Origin of the sequence: Bacteroides sp. AF20-13LB (assembly GCF_003603065.1) — a bacterium.
Lineage (GTDB): Bacteria > Bacteroidota > Bacteroidia > Bacteroidales > Bacteroidaceae > Bacteroides > Bacteroides uniformis.
In genome coordinates this window covers 74,783-92,090 of record NZ_QTMH01000014.1, presented here as the reverse complement: position 1 = coordinate 92,090, position 17,308 = coordinate 74,783, and the positions used below count along the sequence as shown (strand labels likewise).

The window sequence follows — 17,308 nt, the reverse complement described above, 5'->3', positions numbered from 1 at the left end:
AGAATTTGGCTGCGCAATGATGCCGCATGACAAATTCTTCATTCTTTATTCTTAGTTATTCCTTTCTCTATATTCTGCTTATCCTATCCAGCATTTGGTTTGCCCAACCTATCTCTTTATTGGTCCATTCCTTTTCGGTTCCTTCTATGCCCTGGCCTTCGTAGGCCGAAAGCAAGATGATGTATTCTTTCAGTATATCGGTGGCTTGGGCTTGTTTGTTCATGCGCATCAATAATAGTATTTTTTTCCTATCTTTGCGCCCCGTTTACTGTTCTATGGAGGTAGAACAAACTGGCGGTTGGTATTTATTAACATACGTCAAAGAGAGAGAGTTAACGGAGTAATTGTTGCATTAAAGTTAGAGTTTGAATTGATGAAATTGAAGACAATCCTGCCAGTCGTGGCAGTTGCGGGAGTACTCATGTGTGAGCCTGCCGTATTGTTGCATGCCGGTACATCTGATTTTGCTTCTCCCGAAGCTATGGGATGGTTCCGTAAGAAAAAGAAGAGTGAAACCAAGGACAGCGTTCAATCCAAGAGCGACTACGAAAAATTGACTGGTTCCGATGCTATTGCCCGCAAGGGAATGTTCAATGTTTACCAGAAGAAGAGCGATTATTACTTTGAAGTGCCGGCAAGGCTGTTGGGACGTGATATGCTGGTAGTAAATAAATTACAACGTGTGCCTTCCGAACTGAATGAGGCGGGTGTGAACCGTGGTACGAATTACGAAAATCAGATGGTGCGTTTTGAATTGGACAAGGCTGCCAACAAGCTGTTGGTACGTCAGAGCCGTCCTCTTCCGTTGGCACCGGACGAGGATGCCATACGGCAGTCCGTACTGGATAATTATATTTCTCCGCTGATAGCCGGCTTCAAGATAGAGGCATTCAATAATGACTCTACCATGATAGTGGTCAAGGTCAACGATATTTATGATGGTACGGAGACGAGTATCAATAATGTCTTTACGAATATCAACCTGGGAACTTCGGCCATCAAGAATCTCTCCCGCATTTTATCTATCAAAGCTTTTGAGAACAATGTGGTAGCTACTTCCGAGCTGACAACTAAGGTGACTGAGGGAACAACGACTGTGTTTGTTACGGTCGAAGTCAGTTCCTCTCTGTTGCTGTTGCCGGAGAAACCGATGATGGGACGTCTGGATAGTCCGCGTGTAGGTTATTTTACTAATCCGTTATTAAATTACAGTGACGGTCAGCAGCGTGTAGACAAGAAACCGTTCATCACCCGCTGGCGTCTGGAACCGAAACCGGAAGACCGGGAGCGTTACCTTCGCGGTGAATTGGTGGAACCGGCCAAACCGATTGTGTTCTACATCGAGAACTCCACTCCCCGTCGTTGGCGGAAATATATCAAGCAGGGAATCGAGGATTGGCAGGCTGCTTTTGAACGTGCCGGATTCAAGAATGCTATCATAGCCAAGGAACTGACGGACAGCATGAATGTGGATAAGGATGACGTGAACTACTCCGTGCTGACCTACGCCGCCTCCACCAAAGCCAATGCCATGGGCCCCTCTATCCTCGACCCCCGTTCGGGCGAGATATTGGAAGCGGACATCATGTGGTGGCATAATGTGCTGGGCATGCTCCAGGAATGGATTACAGTGCAAACCGGTGTCGTACGTCCCGAAGCAAGAGGAGTAAGGCTGCCGGATGAACTGATGGGTGATGCCATGCGTTTTGTGGCATGCCACGAGGTGGGGCACTCGTTGGGCTTGCGCCACAATATGATTGCTTCCTGGACTTTTCCGACAGATTCCCTGCGTTCCAAAACATTTACGGATCGTATGAATACCACTTCCTCCTCTATCATGGACTATGCACGTTTCAACTATGTGGCACAGCCGGGTGACGGTGTTACGGAGCTTTCTCCTCATATCGGTCCGTATGATATGTTTGCCATAGAATACGGCTATCGTTGGTATGGTAAAGAAACCCCAGAGGCAGAGAAGGACTTGCTTGCCGACTTCCTGAGCCGTCATACAGACCGTTTATATAAATATAGTGAGGCGCAGGATGTACGTGATGCCGTAGACCCGCGTGCGCAGAATGAAGATTTGGGCGATGATGCTGTCCGCTCATCTCTGCTGGGTATTGAGAACTTGAAGCGTATTGTTCCTCAAATCATCCAATGGACTACTACTGGCGAGAAAGGACAGACTTATGAAGAAGCTTCCCGCCTATACTATGCGGTTATCAACCAATGGAACAATTACCTCTATCATGTATTGGCAAACATCGGTGGTATCTATATAGAAAACACCGTTGTGGGCGACGGACAGAAAACCTATACTTTCGTAGAAAAAGAAAAGCAGCAAGCCGCCCTGAAGTTTCTGCTGGACGAAGTGCTGACCTATCCCAAATGGCTGTTCGACACGGAAGTGGGAGAGTACACTTACTTGCTGCGCAACACTCCACTGGGCGTAGTGGAGAATGCACCGACACAAGTGTTGAAGAATGCCCAATCCTATATCCTTTGGGATTTGCTGGGCAACAACCGCCTGATGCGTATGTTGGAGAACGAATCGGTGAACGGCAAAAAGGCTTTCACGGTGGTAGAGCTGATGGATGGCCTGCATCGCAACATCTTTGCCACTACGGAACGCGGTGCCTTGCCGGACGTCATGACACGTGCTTTGCAGAAGAACTTCGTAGATGCACTGATTACGGCAGCTGCCGAAAGCGAAGGAGTGAAAATAAACAAAAAACTGATGGACAACCACTTCTTGCTGGACCATCAGACTGCCCTTTGCAGCTGTGACGAGCATGCCGGTAAGACTTTGGATGCCGACCGTATGGGTGCACACCGCGAACTGAACTTCTACGGTTCGCAGATAAACCGCGTATCTGATGTCATCTCCGTGAAGCGTGGTGAGTTGCTTCGCATCAAAGAATTGCTCCAAAATCGTCTGGGTGCATCGGATATAGCCACTAAATATCATTATAAGGATTTGATTTTGCGTATCAATACTGCATTAGGAGTAAAGTGATTTTTCTTTTCAATAGAGTATTAATTAATTTTATATGTAACGCATGAAAAAACGTGTATTAATCGTTTTGCTATGCTTTGTAGGAGCTTTGTCATCTGCTTTTGCTGCAGAGAAAAAAGTCCAGGGCGTAGTAATATCTTCAGAGGATAACCTACCGCTTATCGGTGCTTCCGTTTATGTGACTGCGGAAGACTTGAAAAAGGCGGGGAGTGCTCAGACTACAATGGGGGTCATCACTGATGTGGATGGTCAGTTCTCTATCGCTATACCTACGGGGATAACCCGTTTCTTTTGTAGCTACGTGGGATATGACGTATTGGAAGTGAAGCTTGTTCCGGGAAAGGAACATTATGAAATAACACTTCATGCATCTTCCCAAATGCTCGATGCCGTTGTTGTGACGGGTTACCAGACAGTGGAGCGCCGCAAGCTGACGGCAGCGGTATCCAAACTGGATATATCGGACGAGACCATCGGTGCAGTAAAAAGTATCGACCAGGCACTTGCCGGACAAATTGCCGGACTTTCTGTCAGCCCGACTTCCGGTGCTCCGGGTGCTCCGGCAAAGATACGCATTCGCGGTACCGCTTCATTGAATGGTACACAAGACCCTTTGTGGGTGCTGGACGGCATTCCTTTGGAGGGAACGGATGTTCCCGAACCGGATGAGCTGAATGACATAACCAACATGAAGCAATCTTCCATTGCAGGCTTGAATCCGGCAGATATTGAGAATATCACCATTCTGAAGGATGCGGCAGCCACTGCCATCTATGGTGCGAGGGCAGCCAATGGCGTCATTGTGATTACAACAAAGAAGGGTAAGGTCGGTAAACCGGTTATCAATTTCTCGTCCCGGTTTACCTATACTCCTACATTGAGCCTTGACCGGTTGAACTTGCTGAACTCAGCGGAGAAAGTCGGATTGGAAATGGATATGATCCGTAATAACTATTCTCCGGACAATCATAAAGGAGGCGTATATAATATTCTTTCCAATTACAATGAGTTGTCTGCTTTCCAGAATGGAGGATGGGATGCCTTGAGCAGTGATACACAAGCTGCCATCAACCGTTTGAAGAGTGTTAATACAAACTGGGGAGATATCCTTTTCCGCGATGCTTTCAGCCAGGAATATAACTTGAGCCTTTCCGGCGGTACGGAAAGGGTTACGTATTATACCTCTTTCGGCTATTATAAAGAGGATGGAAATGTGGACGGTGTGGGTATGGACCGTTTCAACTTGGTAGGAAAGACTTCCTATAAGGTGAACAGTATACTGAAAGTGGGTGCCTCCATGTTTGCCAACCGTCGCAAAAATACCAATTACTTGACAGATGCATACGGTATGTCGAATCCCGTGTTCTATTCACGCAAGGCTAATCCGTATTTTGAACTTTATGACAAGAATGGCAACTATAATTACGACTACGATATTCAGAACAACACTGATAAGGATTTAGGATTCAACATCTTTGAAGAACGGCAGAACACGTCTAATGAAAGCGTGGTGAATTCTTTTTCATCTATATTTGATGCGGAGCTACGGTTCAATGACAAGTGGAAGCTGACTTCCCAGTTTGGCTATCAGTTGGAAAAGACTTCCAGAGAAGAAATAGCGGACTGGGAAAGCTATGCCATGCGCTATTACTATAAGTTGAGCGAATACTCCCAGGGCGGAGAAACCAAACACTTCCTGCCCGAAGGAGGTATGCAGAAGTCTTATGAAAACTCCAATTCACAGATTACTTGGAAGGCGATGGGAGAATATCGCGACAGTTTCAATGATATTCATGAACTGGAAGTGATGGCGGGTACCGAGCTGCGCAAGACCTGGTATGAAACCTTGTTTTCGGCAGGGTATGGCTTCGACCGCAAGACGTTGACGACCAAACCGGTGATTTTCCCCAACGAAAGTTACGCCACGTCTTTCCCGCTCCATCAGACGACGTATAAGGAGAATGCTTATGTATCTTTCTACTCTACGGCCTCTTACTCTTTATTGAATCGCTACACGGTGGGAGGAAGTATCCGTTTTGACGGTTCCGATCTTTTCGGTGTGGATAAGAAGTACCGCTATCTTCCTCTTTATTCTGTCAGTGCCTTGTGGCGTCTGTCGCAAGAACCGTTTATGCAGCAGGCCAAGTGGGTGGATAACCTGGTGTTCCGTGCATCTTACGGTCTGCAGGGAAATATTGACAAGAATACTTCTCCGTTCCTGCTGGGTACATATCGGTCGGAGAGTATTTTGCCCGGAGTATCGGAAGATGTAATTATCATTAATTCCGCTCCCAACAAGAAGTTGCGTTGGGAAAAGACGCAGTCTGTCAATGCCGGCTTTGATTTTTCTGTATTGAACCAGGCTATCAATCTGAGCGTGGACTATTATTACCGTAAGGGTACCGATTTGATAGCTTTGCGCATGCTTCCTCTGGAGACGGGCTTTACTTCGATGAACGTCAACTGGGCAAGTATGGAGAACAAAGGTGTGGAAATCAGCTTGTCTACCCGTAACATAACGACAAAGAACTTCTCCTGGTACACAAATTTCAATTTTGCCTATAACGGTAATAAGGTATTGCAGGAAAACATACCGGAGCAGCAGACCACTCCGGGACGTGAAGGCTATCCCGTAGGGGCAATTTTCGCACTGAAGACTGCGGGAGTGAATAAGGAAACCGGTAATATGATGTTCTATAATCCGGAGGGAGAGAAAGTGACCTTGAAGGAGCTTTACCGCCTGAAGGACGAGTGGGGGATAGGTATTGCCTCTTCCGATGTAACTGCAGCCGAAGAGAGAACCTTTTATTCGTATATCGGGAGTAGCGATGCTCCTTATACGGGAGGTTTGATTAATACCTTCAGCTATAAAAACTGGGAGCTGAATGTCAATTTCTCTTTGACGTTTGGCGGGTACGTACGTACGCAACCCTCTTATGACATCATCAATCCGGATTATGGCAAGAACTATAATGCGGATGTGCTGAACCGCTGGACTCCGGAAAACCCGAATGCGGAGCTTCCGGCATTTATGCTGAGTGCTTCCAACCCGGAAGAGTACTCCTGGTATGATTCTAAAACCATCTGGAGAGATTTGGATATCTGGGTGAAGAAGCTGAACTACGTACGTTTGCAGAATCTGCGTCTGGGTTACCGTATCCCTGAGCTCCTGACAAAGCGTTTGGGAATGAACTCGGCAACGGTATCTATTGAAGGACGCAATCTCTTCGTGTTTGGTTCGGGATATAATAACTACATGGATCCGGAGTCGATGTACAATCCTTATGCAACTCCCGTACCCAAGTCGGTTACATTCAGTTTGAACTTGAATTTCTAACTTCAAAAGCAGAAAGAAAATGAAGAAAACAATAAGTCTGATGATAATGGCCTGCATGCTTCTGCTTGCGGCATGCGACAACTATCTGGATATACAGCCTACTGGTAGTGTCATTCCCAATTCTTTGGCTGAGTATAGAGCGTTGCTTGCCCGTTCTTATAAGGACGTGAGTAAATTCAGTGACCGGGGAATGGCTTGTTTCCGTTCCGACGAGATGCAGGTTCGGGATAATGAATATGACCAAAATTATTATATGGATATAGAGCGCTGGAACGACCTTGCTCCCAATGCCTATACCTCATCGTTTGAATGGGCCAAGTATTACAATGTGCTTTTTATTGCCAATCACGTTATTGAGAGCAGAAGTGATATTAAGGAAGGCACTGAGGAAGAGATAAATCAGCTTGTAGGAGAAGCGTATATGCTCCGTGCTTATGTACATTTCTTATTGGTAAATCTTTATGGACAGCCCTATACTAAGGAGGGAGCTTTGGATACCAAATCGGTACCGCTGAAATTGGATACGGATTTAGAGAAAGTCCTGAAACGCAATACGGTGGAAGAAGTTTATACTTCCATCCAAGCAGATATTGACGAGGCACGCAAACTGGTCACGAAGGCAGAATGGGAACAGAGATATTCATATCGTTTCAATGCGGCTTCGGTAGAGGCGTTTCAATCACGCGTATCCCTTTATAAGGGCGAGTGGCAGGCGGCTTGGGATGCTGCTGAGGCAGTGCTTGCCGTGAAGTCTGTATTGGTAGATTTGAATGATGCCTCTGCAACTCTTCCTAACAGTTATAATTCCGTGGAAAATATTACTCCACTGGAGACGCCTCTGAGCAGTACAATCAATGGGGCTGCTCTGGCTACTCCGGTTTTTCTCTCCCTTTATGTTGAGAACGACCTTCGGCTGGACAAATATTTTGCTGAAACGGATGAAAAAGGTTTCCGGAAGAATAAGAAGGCGGGAAGCAATAACTACTTGTGTACTTTCCGTGTGGGTGAAATATATCTGACGGCTGCTGAGGCTGCTGCCCGACTTGGAGAACTGTCTCAGGCACGTACCCGCCTGCTGGAACTGATGCGGAAACGTTATGCACCGGAGGCCTACGAAGCGAAATCCGTTGTTGTCAATGCCATGGATAAGGAAGCGTTGGTACAGGAAATATTAGATGAACGTGCCCGTGAACTTGCTTTTGAAGGACATCGCTGGTTTGACCTTCGTCGTTCCACCCGTCCGCGTTTGGAGAAAGTGCTTGATGGTACGCGTTATGTACTCGAAGAGAATGATGCCCGCTATACATTGGCCATTCCGAAAGAAGCCATAGAAGCCAATCCGGGATTGCTGAACTGATAAAGATAAAACTCCCCGATTCTGTATTGACGAGAATCGGGGAGTTTTGTCTTTATGTGGATTGGATATGTATTTTTTACGTACCTTTGCACCGTTTTTTGTAATAGACAGTATAAGATGATACAGAATCAGAGACCTCCTATCCGTAGAATTGCTTTTCCTATTCTTATAGCATTGAGTATTTCGCATTGTTTGAACGATATGCTGCAATCGGTTATTTCGGCAGTATACCCTTTGTTCAAGGAGGATTTATCCTTGAGTTTTGCCCAGATTGGTCTGATTACGTTAGTGTATCAGATGTCGGCGTCCGTGTTTCAGCCTCTAATGGGATTGTTCTTTGATAAGCGCCCCATTGCCTGGTCATTGCCGATAGGTATGGGCTTTACTTTGGTCGGTATCATGAATCTGGCTTTTGCTACTAATCTGTATTGGTTGCTGGCTTCGGTATTCATTGTGGGTATCGGTTCGTCTGTACTCCATCCGGAGGCGTCACGTATTACTTTTCTGGCTTCCGGCGGAAAACGCGGACTGGCGCAGTCTCTATTTCAGGTGGGCGGGAATTTGGGTGGCTCGCTTGGACCGTTACTGGTGGCTTTGCTGGTAGCTCCTTACGGGAGGCATCACATTGCCTTGTTCACGGTTTTTGCCTTGATTGCCATCGTGGTGATGATTCCTATATGTCGTTGGTTCCGTTCCTACTTGAATCATATCAAGAAACGCCCGATGCTTGTGGCAGGAAAGATAGAGCGTCCCCTTTCTTCAAGAATGACGGTGTTTGCCATAAGTATTCTGCTGATACTTATCTTCTCCAAATATATCTATATGGCAAGTTTGACGAGCTACTATACATTCTATCTGATCCATAAATTTGGTGTTACTGTTCAGGCTTCACAGCTTTTCTTGTTTGTCTTCCTGGTAGCCACTGCCATCGGAACATTGGTGGGAGGTCCCGTAGGTGATAGGATAGGACGTAAGTATGTTATCTGGGCTTCCATTCTTGGAACGGCTCCATTCAGTATGATGATGCCTCACGTAGGGCTTGCATGGACAGTAGTGCTGAGCTTCTGTGTCGGTCTGATGCTTTCTTCCGCTTTTCCTGCCATATTGCTGTACGCCCAGGAATTGCTACCCAATAAGCTGGGTTTGATTTCCGGGTTGTTTTTTGGTTTCGCTTTTGGAATTGCCGGTATCGCTTCGGCTGTATTGGGAGGTATGGCAGATAAGTATGGTATAGAGGCTGTTTATAATGTATGTGCCTTTATGCCTTTACTGGGGTTGGTGGCTTGCTTTCTGCCTAATTTGAAAAAGAGATAGAGATTTTTTATTCCCATTGTCAGCCATACGGAGAGAACGAAAGGTGCGGTCAATGTAATAATTCCCCAATTCATTCCCACAATTTGCAATACAACAGAGAGTAAAACGGAACATGCAGCCCATATACAGCTCATCCAGCTTTTACCTCCTAAAGCAAGGGCACACAATACGCCATTATATCCCATCAGACCCATATTCAAAGCTTCGGAATCCACTCCCAATAATGTGGCTAGGAGGAGGGGGAGAAGTGCTCCCAATATGGTATATACTGCTGCATTCCGGGAATTCACGAGAATGCCTGCAAGGAAAAATAGTCCGGTCATCATGTTTCCTTGAAACATCACCTGGCCTATGCCCATACTGAAACATTGTAAGTAATTTATGGAGGAAGAAGCGGGTGTTTCTGTATCAGAGACGAGTAGCATGTCAGGCATCAGCCAACTGCACAATCCCAGCAGCATCCATACAGAAAGGATAAAAGGGGTAGTGAATCCGGGCAACACGCGTTGCATGTTGAAAAACCGTGCAATGTAGGTAGATGCACACGAGGCAATAGCCATCAGCATCAAGGAACTTACAGTCAGAAGCATAAAGACCCCTACGGCTATTCCTACCAGTGTACCGTTAAAACCATATAATCCATTTTTTATATCATCACAGTCATATCCTGAGATACGGGCTGTCAACGTACTTATTATGTTGCCACTTACAGCCAATAGGCCCATTTGCCATGAATTCAAAAAGATTCCAATCAACATCAATAATCCGGACAATGCATTGTTTTGGAACATGACTTGCCCTATGCCACGTCCTAAAATAAGTAATGACTTGCGTGTAAAAGCTTCTTTCATGAGTTGTCGAATGAAAATGGACTATATGTAAATTTATAGCTCGTTAATGCGTACAAAAAAAACGATTAGACTAATCTAACCGTTTTAATTTTCGTGGAGCGTATGAGACTCGAACTCATCACCTCGACACTGCCAGTGTCGCGCTCTAGCCAGATGAGCTAACGCCCCGTTGCCAACGTTTGCAGGCTTGCTTTCGTTTTTGATGGTGCAAATATAATGCATTATTCTGAAATAATTGCTATGTTTGCGAAAGAATTTGAAAAAATAAGTTATGCTGATATATAATACCACTTATCATGTAGAGGAAGGAGAAGACAAAAACTTCCTGATATGGATGCAGGAACACTATCTTCCCGAGGTAGAAAAGAACGGAACATTGTATGCTCCACGTATAGCCCGTATCTTGAGTCATATTGAAGAAGGAAGCATCTGCTATTCTGTTCAGTTTGAGGTGGAAAACTCTGCCAAACTGCATCGTTGGCATCAAGAGCAAGGAGTGAAACTGAACGAGGAATTACTGAATATCTTTAAAGATAAAGTGATTGGCTTTCCTACATTGATGGAGGTAATAGTGTGATACAACCGGTCAAAGAGAAAATTATATTGGGTATAGACCCTGGTACCACCATTATGGGGTATGGAGTATTGCGTGTGGCAGGTGTCAAGCCGGAAATGATAGCCATGGGAATTATCGACCTCCGCAAATTTGGAGATCACTATCTGAAGTTACGCCATATTCATGAACGGGTACTGAGTATCATAGAGAGTTATTTGCCTGACGAGCTCGCTATTGAGGCCCCTTTCTTCGGAAAGAATGTACAGTCCATGTTGAAGTTGGGGCGTGCGCAAGGCGTAGCAATGGCAGCTGCTTTGAGCAGGGATATTCCCATTACGGAATATGCTCCTTTAAAAATAAAGATGGCTATCACCGGAAACGGACAAGCATCCAAGGAACAGGTGGCGGACATGTTGCAGCGTATGCTGCATTTTCCTAAAGAGGATATGCCTACTTTTATGGATGCAACGGACGGGCTTGCTGCTGCCTATTGTCACTTTCTGCAGATGGGGCGTCCCACGGTGGAGAAAGGCTATCATGGCTGGAAAGACTTTATTGCCAAAAATCCGGATAAGGTGAAGAAGTGATAAGAATTGAAATGTAGAATCTAAAAATAATATCATGAAATTGAATGAACTTGCTATCATTGGAGTGGCTGCAACGACGATTGTAAGCTGCACTCCCGCGAAGACGGAGTATGCTTCGTACGAACTTTACCCTGTCCGTTCGGGTAGTCTGACAGAGATGGAATATACACCTGCTGCCACGCAATTCACATTGTGGGCACCTACGGCAGATGAAGTTCGCCTGATGTTGTTCGAAGCAGGAGATGGAGGGCATGCCTATGAAACTATTTCAATGGAACCCTCTGAAGAAGGAACTTGGAAAACTAAAGTTGAAAAGGACTTGATGGGTAAATTCTACACATTCAATGTGAAAATCAATGATAAGTGGCTGGGGGATACTCCGGGTATCAATGCCAAAGCTGTAGGGGTGAATGGAAAACGTGCCGCCATCATCGACATGAAATCCACGGACCCCGAAGGATGGGCAGATGATAAACGTCCGGCATTGGCCTCTCCTGCCGATGTGATTCTTTATGAAATGCACCATCGTGATATGTCCATCGAACCGTCGTCGGGCATTGAGCATAAAGGAAAGTTCCTGGCACTGACAGAACAAGGAACGGTAAGTCCCGACAAGCTGGCAACCGGCATTGACCATCTGAAAGAATTGGGGGTGACACATGTACATCTCCTTCCGTCTTATGACTATGCCTCCGTTGATGAGACAAAGCTGGACGAGAACAAGTATAATTGGGGATATGATCCGCAGAATTACAATGTGCCTGATGGCTCTTATTCTACCGACCCCTACAAACCGGATGTTCGTATCCGGGAATTCAAGCAGATGGTGCAGGCTTTGCACAAAGCAGGTATCCGTGTTGTTCTGGATGTGGTGTATAACCATACTTTCAATACATCCGACAGTAATTTTGAACGTACAGTGCCGGGATACTTTTACCGTCAGCGACCGGACGGAACGTATGCAGACGGTTCGGCTTGTGGCAATGAAACTGCCAGCAACCGTCCGATGATGCGTAAATACATGATAGAGTCTGTATTACATTGGATTAATGAATATCACATTGACGGATTCCGTTTTGACCTGATGGGTATTCATGACATCGAGACAATGAACGAAATCCGTAAGGCGGCAACGTCTGTAGATCCGACTATATTTATATATGGTGAAGGATGGGCGGCATCGGCTCCACAGATGGCGGAAGATTCTCTGGCAATGAAAGCCAATACTTATAAGATGCCGGGTGTTGCTGCTTTCTCTGACGAAATGCGTGATGCTTTGCGCGGTCCGTTCAATGATAATCATCAAGGTGCTTTCCTTGCCGGATTGCCGGGAGGAGAGGAGAGCATAAAGTTTGGTATTGTAGGAGCCATCAGGCATCCGCAAGTAAATAATGACTCTGTGAATTATAGTAAGGATCCGTGGGCGGAACAACCTACACAGATGATCAGCTATGTTTCCTGCCATGATGATATGTGCTTGGTGGATAGGCTGAAAGCAAGTATCCCGGGTATTACTCCCGTAGAATTGGCAAAGCTTGACAAACTGGCGCAAACAGCCGTATTCACTTCCCAAGGTGTACCGTTTATTTATGCCGGTGAGGAAGTGATGCGTGACAAGAAGGGAGTACACAATAGTTTTGAGAGTCCCGATTCCATCAATGCGATTGATTGGAGACGAAAGGCGGAGCATGCAGATGTATTTGCTTATTATAAAGGGTTGATACAGCTTCGTAAGAAGCATCCGGCTTTCCGTATGGGTGATGCGGATTTGGTGCGTAAGCATTTGGAATTTCTACCGGTTGACGGCAGCAATGTGGTGGTTTACCGTCTGAAAGAAAATGCCAACGGTGATGCATGGGGAGATATTATACTAGTCTTGAATGCCCGTAAGGAGCCTGCCAAACTTACCGTACCCGAAGGTAAATATACAGTGGTCTGCAAGGATGGCTTTATCAATGAACAAGGTTTGGGCACACTGTACGGCCCCGAAGTTGTTGTTCCGGCCCAATCGGCACTGATTATGTATAAATGATGATTGGATGATGCAACAACATACAATACACATAGCGGGGGGCGTAGTACGCAACCCGCTTGTTCGTTTGACAGAGCCTGTCACCCTTGATTTCCTGGCAGGAGAACACATTGCCATTGTAGGACCGAACGGAGCCGGAAAGAGCCTCCTGGTGGATATGCTGACGGAAAAGTATCCTTTGCGTGATGGTGAGCTTACCTATGATTTCTCTCCCTCCCTCACGAAAACTGCCTATGACAATATCAAATACATTGCTTTCCGTGATACTTACGGTTCTGCCGATGCCAATTATTACTATCAACAGCGTTGGAATGCCCACGACCAGGAGGATGCTCCGCTAGTACGCGAAGTGCTGGGAGAGGTAAAAGACGATATCTTGAGGCGGCAGCTATTTGAACTTTTCAGCATAGAGCCGATGCTTGACAAGAAAATCATTCTTCTCAGCAGTGGGGAGCTGCGCAGGTTTCAGTTGACTAAAGCTTTACTGACTGTTCCCCGAATTCTTATCATGGACAATCCTTTCATAGGGCTGGATGCGCCTACCCGTGAACTGCTTTTTAATTTGCTGGAGCGGCTTACCCGGCTGGGCGAGTTGCAGATTGTCCTTGTGCTTTCCATGTTGGATGACATACCTTCATTTATTACACATGTTGTGCCGGTAGAGGACATGAAGGTGGGCGAAAAGATGGAACGTGAGGAGTATGTGCAGGCATTCTGTGCGGGCAATCAGATGCGTATTCAGGAAGAGGCCGGAGCGTTGGAGGAATTGCAGCGGTGTATTCTCGATTTGCCCTACGAACATGCGAATTTCACTTCGGACGAAGTGGTGAAATTGAACGGGGTTAGCATCCGTTACGATGACCGTACCATTCTGAAGGAGCTGGATTGGACAGTGATGCGTGGTGAGAAGTGGGCGCTGAGTGGCGAGAACGGTGCCGGCAAGTCTACCTTGCTTAGTTTGGTTTGTGCGGATAATCCGCAGTCATACGCCTGCGATATCAGTCTTTTCGGACGGAAGCGCGGAACGGGGGAGAGTATTTGGGAAATCAAGAAACACATCGGTTATGTCAGTCCGGAAATGCATCGTGCTTATCTGAAGAATCTGCCTGCCATAGAGATTGTCGCTTCCGGTCTGCACGACAGCATCGGATTGTATAAACGTCCTCATGCCGAACAGATGTCGGTATGTGAGTGGTGGATGGAGATTTTCGGTATTGCCGCCTTGAAAGACAGTCCTTTTCTGCAACTCTCCAGCGGGGAACAGCGTCTGGCATTATTGGCACGTGCTTTTGTCAAGGACCCGGAACTGCTGATATTGGATGAACCGCTTCATGGACTCGATACATACAACCGCCGTCGGGTCAAGAAGATTATAGAGGCATTCTGCCATCGTCGGGATAAAACGATGATTATGGTAACCCACTATGAGAATGAATTGCCGCAAACAATTACTAACCGTTTATTCTTGAAGCGAAACCGCTGACCAGATAATAATTAGTCAAGCAAAGATAATAAAGGACTAGCAGGAACCATTTATGGTGTAAATCGTTATATTTGTAATATCAACCATCTAAACATTTATATCATGAAGTTTTTTATTGATACGGCAAATTTAGAACAGATTCGGGAGGCCTATGACTTGGGCGTACTCGACGGAGTTACCACTAATCCTTCGCTTATGGCAAAAGAAGGTATCAAAGGAGTGGAGAACCAGCGTAAGCACTATGTGGACATCTGTAATATTGTGCAAGGCGATGTGAGTGCCGAGGTGATAGCTACCGACTATGAAGGCATGATTAAAGAGGGTGAAGAATTGGCAGCCTTGAATCCGCATATCGTAGTGAAGGTGCCTTGCATTGCAGAAGGTATCAAGGCCGTTAAATACTTCTCGGGCAAAGGTATCCGTACAAATTGTACTCTGGTATTTTCTGTCGGTCAGGCATTGCTTGCAGCCAAGGCAGGTGCAACGTATGTTTCTCCGTTTGTGGGGCGTCTCGATGACATCTGTGAGGATGGCATTGCATTGGTTGCGAAGATTGTAGAGATGTACCGTTATTATGGATATACCACCCAGGTACTTGCCGCCTCTATCCGTCATACGGCACATATCATGCAGTGTATAGAGGTGGGTGCTGATGTGGCTACTTGTCCGCTTTCGGCCATTAAGGGTTTACTTAATCATCCGCTGACCGATTCCGGTCTGAAGAAGTTCCTTGAAGATTACAAACGCGTGAACGGATAAACTTAAAATATCCTATAAGCCTATCTTTCAATGTAATTATTGACTAATATTGGTGAGAAATAGAATAAAAAGATTTATTTTTGCACCTTATATTTAGATATACAATAAGGCACCGATGAAAGATAGGCTCATAGGATTTATTAAGACATACTGCTTGTTTGTCTGCATTTTTGTGTTGCAGAAACCACTATTTATGCTGTTTTACAAATCGCTGTATCCGGATGCCTCGTGTGCGGACTGGTTCAGTGTCATTTGGCATGGGTTACCTTTAGACCTATCTCTGGCTGGTTATCTGACAGCTATTCCCGGTTTTCTTTTCATAACCTCTGTATGGACACTTTCTAAATCCCTTCATCGCATCTGGTGCGGCTATTTCCTCTTCATTTCAGTACTTATCTCCATAATTTTTACTGTCGATTTAGGATTATACGAGTATTGGGGGTTCCGTTTGGATGCTACTCCGTTATTCTATTTCTTTTCCTCCCCTAAAGACGCAGTGGCCAGTGTCAGCATTTGGATGGTGCTGGGGGGAATTGTGGCAATGGCTGTTTATGCTGTCGTGCTGTATGCTGTTTTCTACGGCATCTTGCTGCAGAAGAAGCTGTTGCTGCGGATGAAACTGCCTTATCGTCGCCTGAAGGTGTCAGGTATATTGTTGCTGATGACGGGGTTACTGTTTATTCCTATCCGTGGAGGCTTTACAGTATCTACCATGAATGTGGGGAAAGTCTATTTCAGTGCCGAGCAGCGTCTGAACCATGCAGCTATCAACCCTGCATTCAGTCTGATGGAATCTCTTGCCAAGCAGAAGGACTTCAGCAAGCAGTACCGTTTTATGGAAGCTGCGGAGGCCGACCGGCTTTTTAAAGACATGCTTGAACCCGCAGGTGCCGGTGGTCAAACGGAAGAGACAGATTCTGTGCTGCAACCTGCCGATTCACTGCATACTTTATTCAATACTCAGCGTCCCGATGTACTCTTTGTGATTCTTGAGAGTTTTTCCTCCAGGTTGATGACAGCTTTGGGAGGTGAGCCGAATATTGCCGTCCATCTGGATAGCTTGAGTAAGGAAGGGGTGCTCTTTACGAACTTCTACGCCAACAGTTTCCGTACGGACCGTGGGCTGGTGGCTATCTTGAGTGGCTATCCTGCCCAGCCCACTACTAGTATTATGAAGTATCCCCGTAAAACGCAGTCCATTCCTGCCATTGCAGGCAGCTTGCGGAAGGCGGGTTATGGTACCAAGTATTATTATGGCGGTGATGCCGACTTTACCAATATGCGTTCCTACCTGATGTCATCAGGCTTTGAAGACATTGTTTCCGACCAGGATTTTCCCGTAACGGAACGTTTAAGTAAGTGGGGGGCGCACGACCATCTCGTATTCAACCGTCTGCTGGAAGACTTGAAAGCCGAAGCTGCCGAAGGAACTGCCGAAGAGAAAACTCCTCATTTCCGTGTCTTGCAGACCTCCAGCAGCCACGAGCCTTTTGAAGTACCTTTCCGTCGTCTGGAGAATGACCGGCTGAACGCCTTTGCCTATACGGATAGTTGTGCAGGCGATTTTGTAAGACAGTTCCGTGAGCTTCCCCAGTGGAAGAATACGGTGATTGTGTTTGTTCCAGACCACTTGGGAGCTTATCCCGAACATATCGACAATTTGTCGGTAGAACGCTACCGGATACCTCTGTTGATGGTGGGCGGTGCTGTCCGAGAGCCGAGGCGCATTGACGTCTATGGCTCGCAACATGATATTGCAGCCACGTTGCTGGCTCAATTGGCGCTGCCCCATGATGAGTTTGTTTTCAGTAAAGATATGCTTAATCCCGCTTCCCCTCATTTCGCGTTCTTTACCGTACCCGATGCTTTCGGTATGGTGACAGCGGACAATCAAGTGATATTCAATTGCCAGGCGGGTACTGTGGTAGTGGATGAGGGCACAGCAAAAGGGAAGAACCTGCCGTTGGGCAAAGCCTATTTGCAAAAATTATATGATGATATAGCCAAAAGATAACG

At 46.1% G+C, this 17,308-nt stretch carries 12 protein-coding genes and 1 tRNA gene; 10 read left to right on the top strand and 3 right to left on the bottom strand.

All coding sequences use genetic code 11. The features are described from left to right. Positions 1-67 precede the first annotated feature (67 nt). Entirely contained in the window at positions 68-229 is a 162-nt protein-coding gene (locus DWX62_RS17275; protein ID WP_243636284.1) for a hypothetical protein, read from the bottom strand. 144 nt (positions 230-373) lie between these two features. Here DWX62_RS17275 and DWX62_RS17270 point away from each other — a divergent pair, with 144 nt between their 5' ends. The 4 genes from DWX62_RS17270 to DWX62_RS17255 all read left to right on the top strand — a co-directional run bounded on the left by DWX62_RS17270 (position 374) and on the right by DWX62_RS17255 (position 9,024). Continuing rightward, a complete protein-coding gene (locus tag DWX62_RS17270) occupies positions 374-3,016 on the top strand; it encodes a zinc-dependent metalloprotease (RefSeq protein WP_117713544.1) in 2,643 nt (880 codons plus the stop codon). 43 nt (positions 3,017-3,059) lie between these two features. Then, positions 3,060-6,353, top strand: a complete 3,294-nt coding sequence (locus DWX62_RS17265; protein ID WP_117680533.1) for a SusC/RagA family TonB-linked outer membrane protein — start codon at positions 3,060-3,062, stop codon at positions 6,351-6,353. Positions 6,354-6,372: 19 nt separating this feature from the next. Continuing rightward, complete coding sequence (locus DWX62_RS17260; RefSeq protein WP_009036592.1) at positions 6,373-7,710, top strand: RagB/SusD family nutrient uptake outer membrane protein; 1,338 nt, start codon at positions 6,373-6,375, stop codon at positions 7,708-7,710. 117 nt (positions 7,711-7,827) lie between these two features. Further along, positions 7,828-9,024: an MFS transporter gene (locus DWX62_RS17255; RefSeq protein WP_117680532.1), complete on the top strand. Its 1,197-nt coding sequence runs from the start codon at positions 7,828-7,830 to the stop codon at positions 9,022-9,024. On the opposite strand, the gene DWX62_RS17250 is transcribed toward DWX62_RS17255, so the two are convergent. Both DWX62_RS17250 and DWX62_RS17245 read right to left on the bottom strand, forming a co-directional pair. Continuing rightward, the gene (locus DWX62_RS17250) at positions 8,952-9,875 is read right to left on the bottom strand and encodes an urea transporter (RefSeq protein WP_022401656.1); all 924 of its coding nucleotides are present in this window, start codon (positions 9,873-9,875) and stop codon (positions 8,952-8,954) included. The genes DWX62_RS17255 and DWX62_RS17250 overlap by 73 nt on opposite strands. A gap of 94 nt (positions 9,876-9,969) precedes the next feature. Then, a tRNA-Ala gene (locus DWX62_RS17245) sits at positions 9,970-10,043 on the bottom strand. Positions 10,044-10,146: 103 nt separating this feature from the next. Here DWX62_RS17245 and DWX62_RS17240 point away from each other — a divergent pair. From DWX62_RS17240 to DWX62_RS17215, 6 genes are all read left to right on the top strand, one after another. Further along, positions 10,147-10,452, top strand: a complete 306-nt coding sequence (locus DWX62_RS17240) for a DUF4286 family protein (protein WP_005826379.1) — start codon at positions 10,147-10,149, stop codon at positions 10,450-10,452. Continuing rightward, positions 10,449-11,018 carry a crossover junction endodeoxyribonuclease RuvC gene (gene ruvC / locus DWX62_RS17235; RefSeq protein WP_005826381.1) on the top strand — a complete coding sequence of 190 codons (570 nt, stop codon included), beginning with the start codon at positions 10,449-10,451 and terminating at the stop codon, positions 11,016-11,018. Before DWX62_RS17240 ends, ruvC begins: the two co-directional genes overlap by 4 nt. Positions 11,019-11,052: 34 nt before the next feature. Next, positions 11,053-13,050: a type I pullulanase gene (gene pulA, locus DWX62_RS17230; protein WP_117951728.1), complete on the top strand. Its 1,998-nt coding sequence runs from the start codon at positions 11,053-11,055 to the stop codon at positions 13,048-13,050. Positions 13,051-13,060: 10 nt separating this feature from the next. Then, the gene (locus DWX62_RS17225) at positions 13,061-14,533 is read left to right on the top strand and encodes an ATP-binding cassette domain-containing protein (RefSeq protein ID WP_117951760.1); all 1,473 of its coding nucleotides are present in this window, start codon (positions 13,061-13,063) and stop codon (positions 14,531-14,533) included. A gap of 102 nt (positions 14,534-14,635) precedes the next feature. Further along, on the top strand, positions 14,636-15,292 hold the full coding sequence (gene fsa / locus DWX62_RS17220) for a fructose-6-phosphate aldolase (protein ID WP_005826385.1): 657 nt from the start codon (positions 14,636-14,638) through the stop codon (positions 15,290-15,292). A 115-nt stretch (positions 15,293-15,407) separates the two neighbouring features. Next, positions 15,408-17,306 carry an alkaline phosphatase family protein gene (locus DWX62_RS17215; RefSeq protein ID WP_035449516.1) on the top strand — a complete coding sequence of 633 codons (1,899 nt, stop codon included), beginning with the start codon at positions 15,408-15,410 and terminating at the stop codon, positions 17,304-17,306. The last annotated feature ends 2 nt before the right edge of the window (positions 17,307-17,308 follow it).

Bases quoted from the DNA above. Each gene is read 5' to 3' on its own strand.
- DWX62_RS17260 (WP_009036592.1), top strand. From the start codon at position 6,373: ATGAAGAAAACAATAAGTCTGATGATAATGGCCTGCATGCTTCTGCTT.
- DWX62_RS17270 (WP_117713544.1), top strand. From the start codon at position 374: ATGAAATTGAAGACAATCCTGCCAGTCGTGGCAGTTGCGGGAGTACTC.
- pulA (WP_117951728.1), top strand. From the start codon at position 11,053: ATGAAATTGAATGAACTTGCTATCATTGGAGTGGCTGCAACGACGATT.
- DWX62_RS17250 (WP_022401656.1), bottom strand. From the start codon at position 9,875: ATGAAAGAAGCTTTTACACGCAAGTCATTACTTATTTTAGGACGTGGC.
- DWX62_RS17255 (WP_117680532.1), top strand. From the start codon at position 7,828: ATGATACAGAATCAGAGACCTCCTATCCGTAGAATTGCTTTTCCTATT.
- fsa (WP_005826385.1), top strand. From the start codon at position 14,636: ATGAAGTTTTTTATTGATACGGCAAATTTAGAACAGATTCGGGAGGCC.
- DWX62_RS17275 (WP_243636284.1), bottom strand. From the start codon at position 229: ATGCGCATGAACAAACAAGCCCAAGCCACCGATATACTGAAAGAATAC.
- DWX62_RS17225 (WP_117951760.1), top strand. From the start codon at position 13,061: ATGCAACAACATACAATACACATAGCGGGGGGCGTAGTACGCAACCCG.
- DWX62_RS17240 (WP_005826379.1), top strand. From the start codon at position 10,147: ATGCTGATATATAATACCACTTATCATGTAGAGGAAGGAGAAGACAAA.
- DWX62_RS17215 (WP_035449516.1), top strand. From the start codon at position 15,408: ATGAAAGATAGGCTCATAGGATTTATTAAGACATACTGCTTGTTTGTC.
- DWX62_RS17265 (WP_117680533.1), top strand. From the start codon at position 3,060: ATGAAAAAACGTGTATTAATCGTTTTGCTATGCTTTGTAGGAGCTTTG.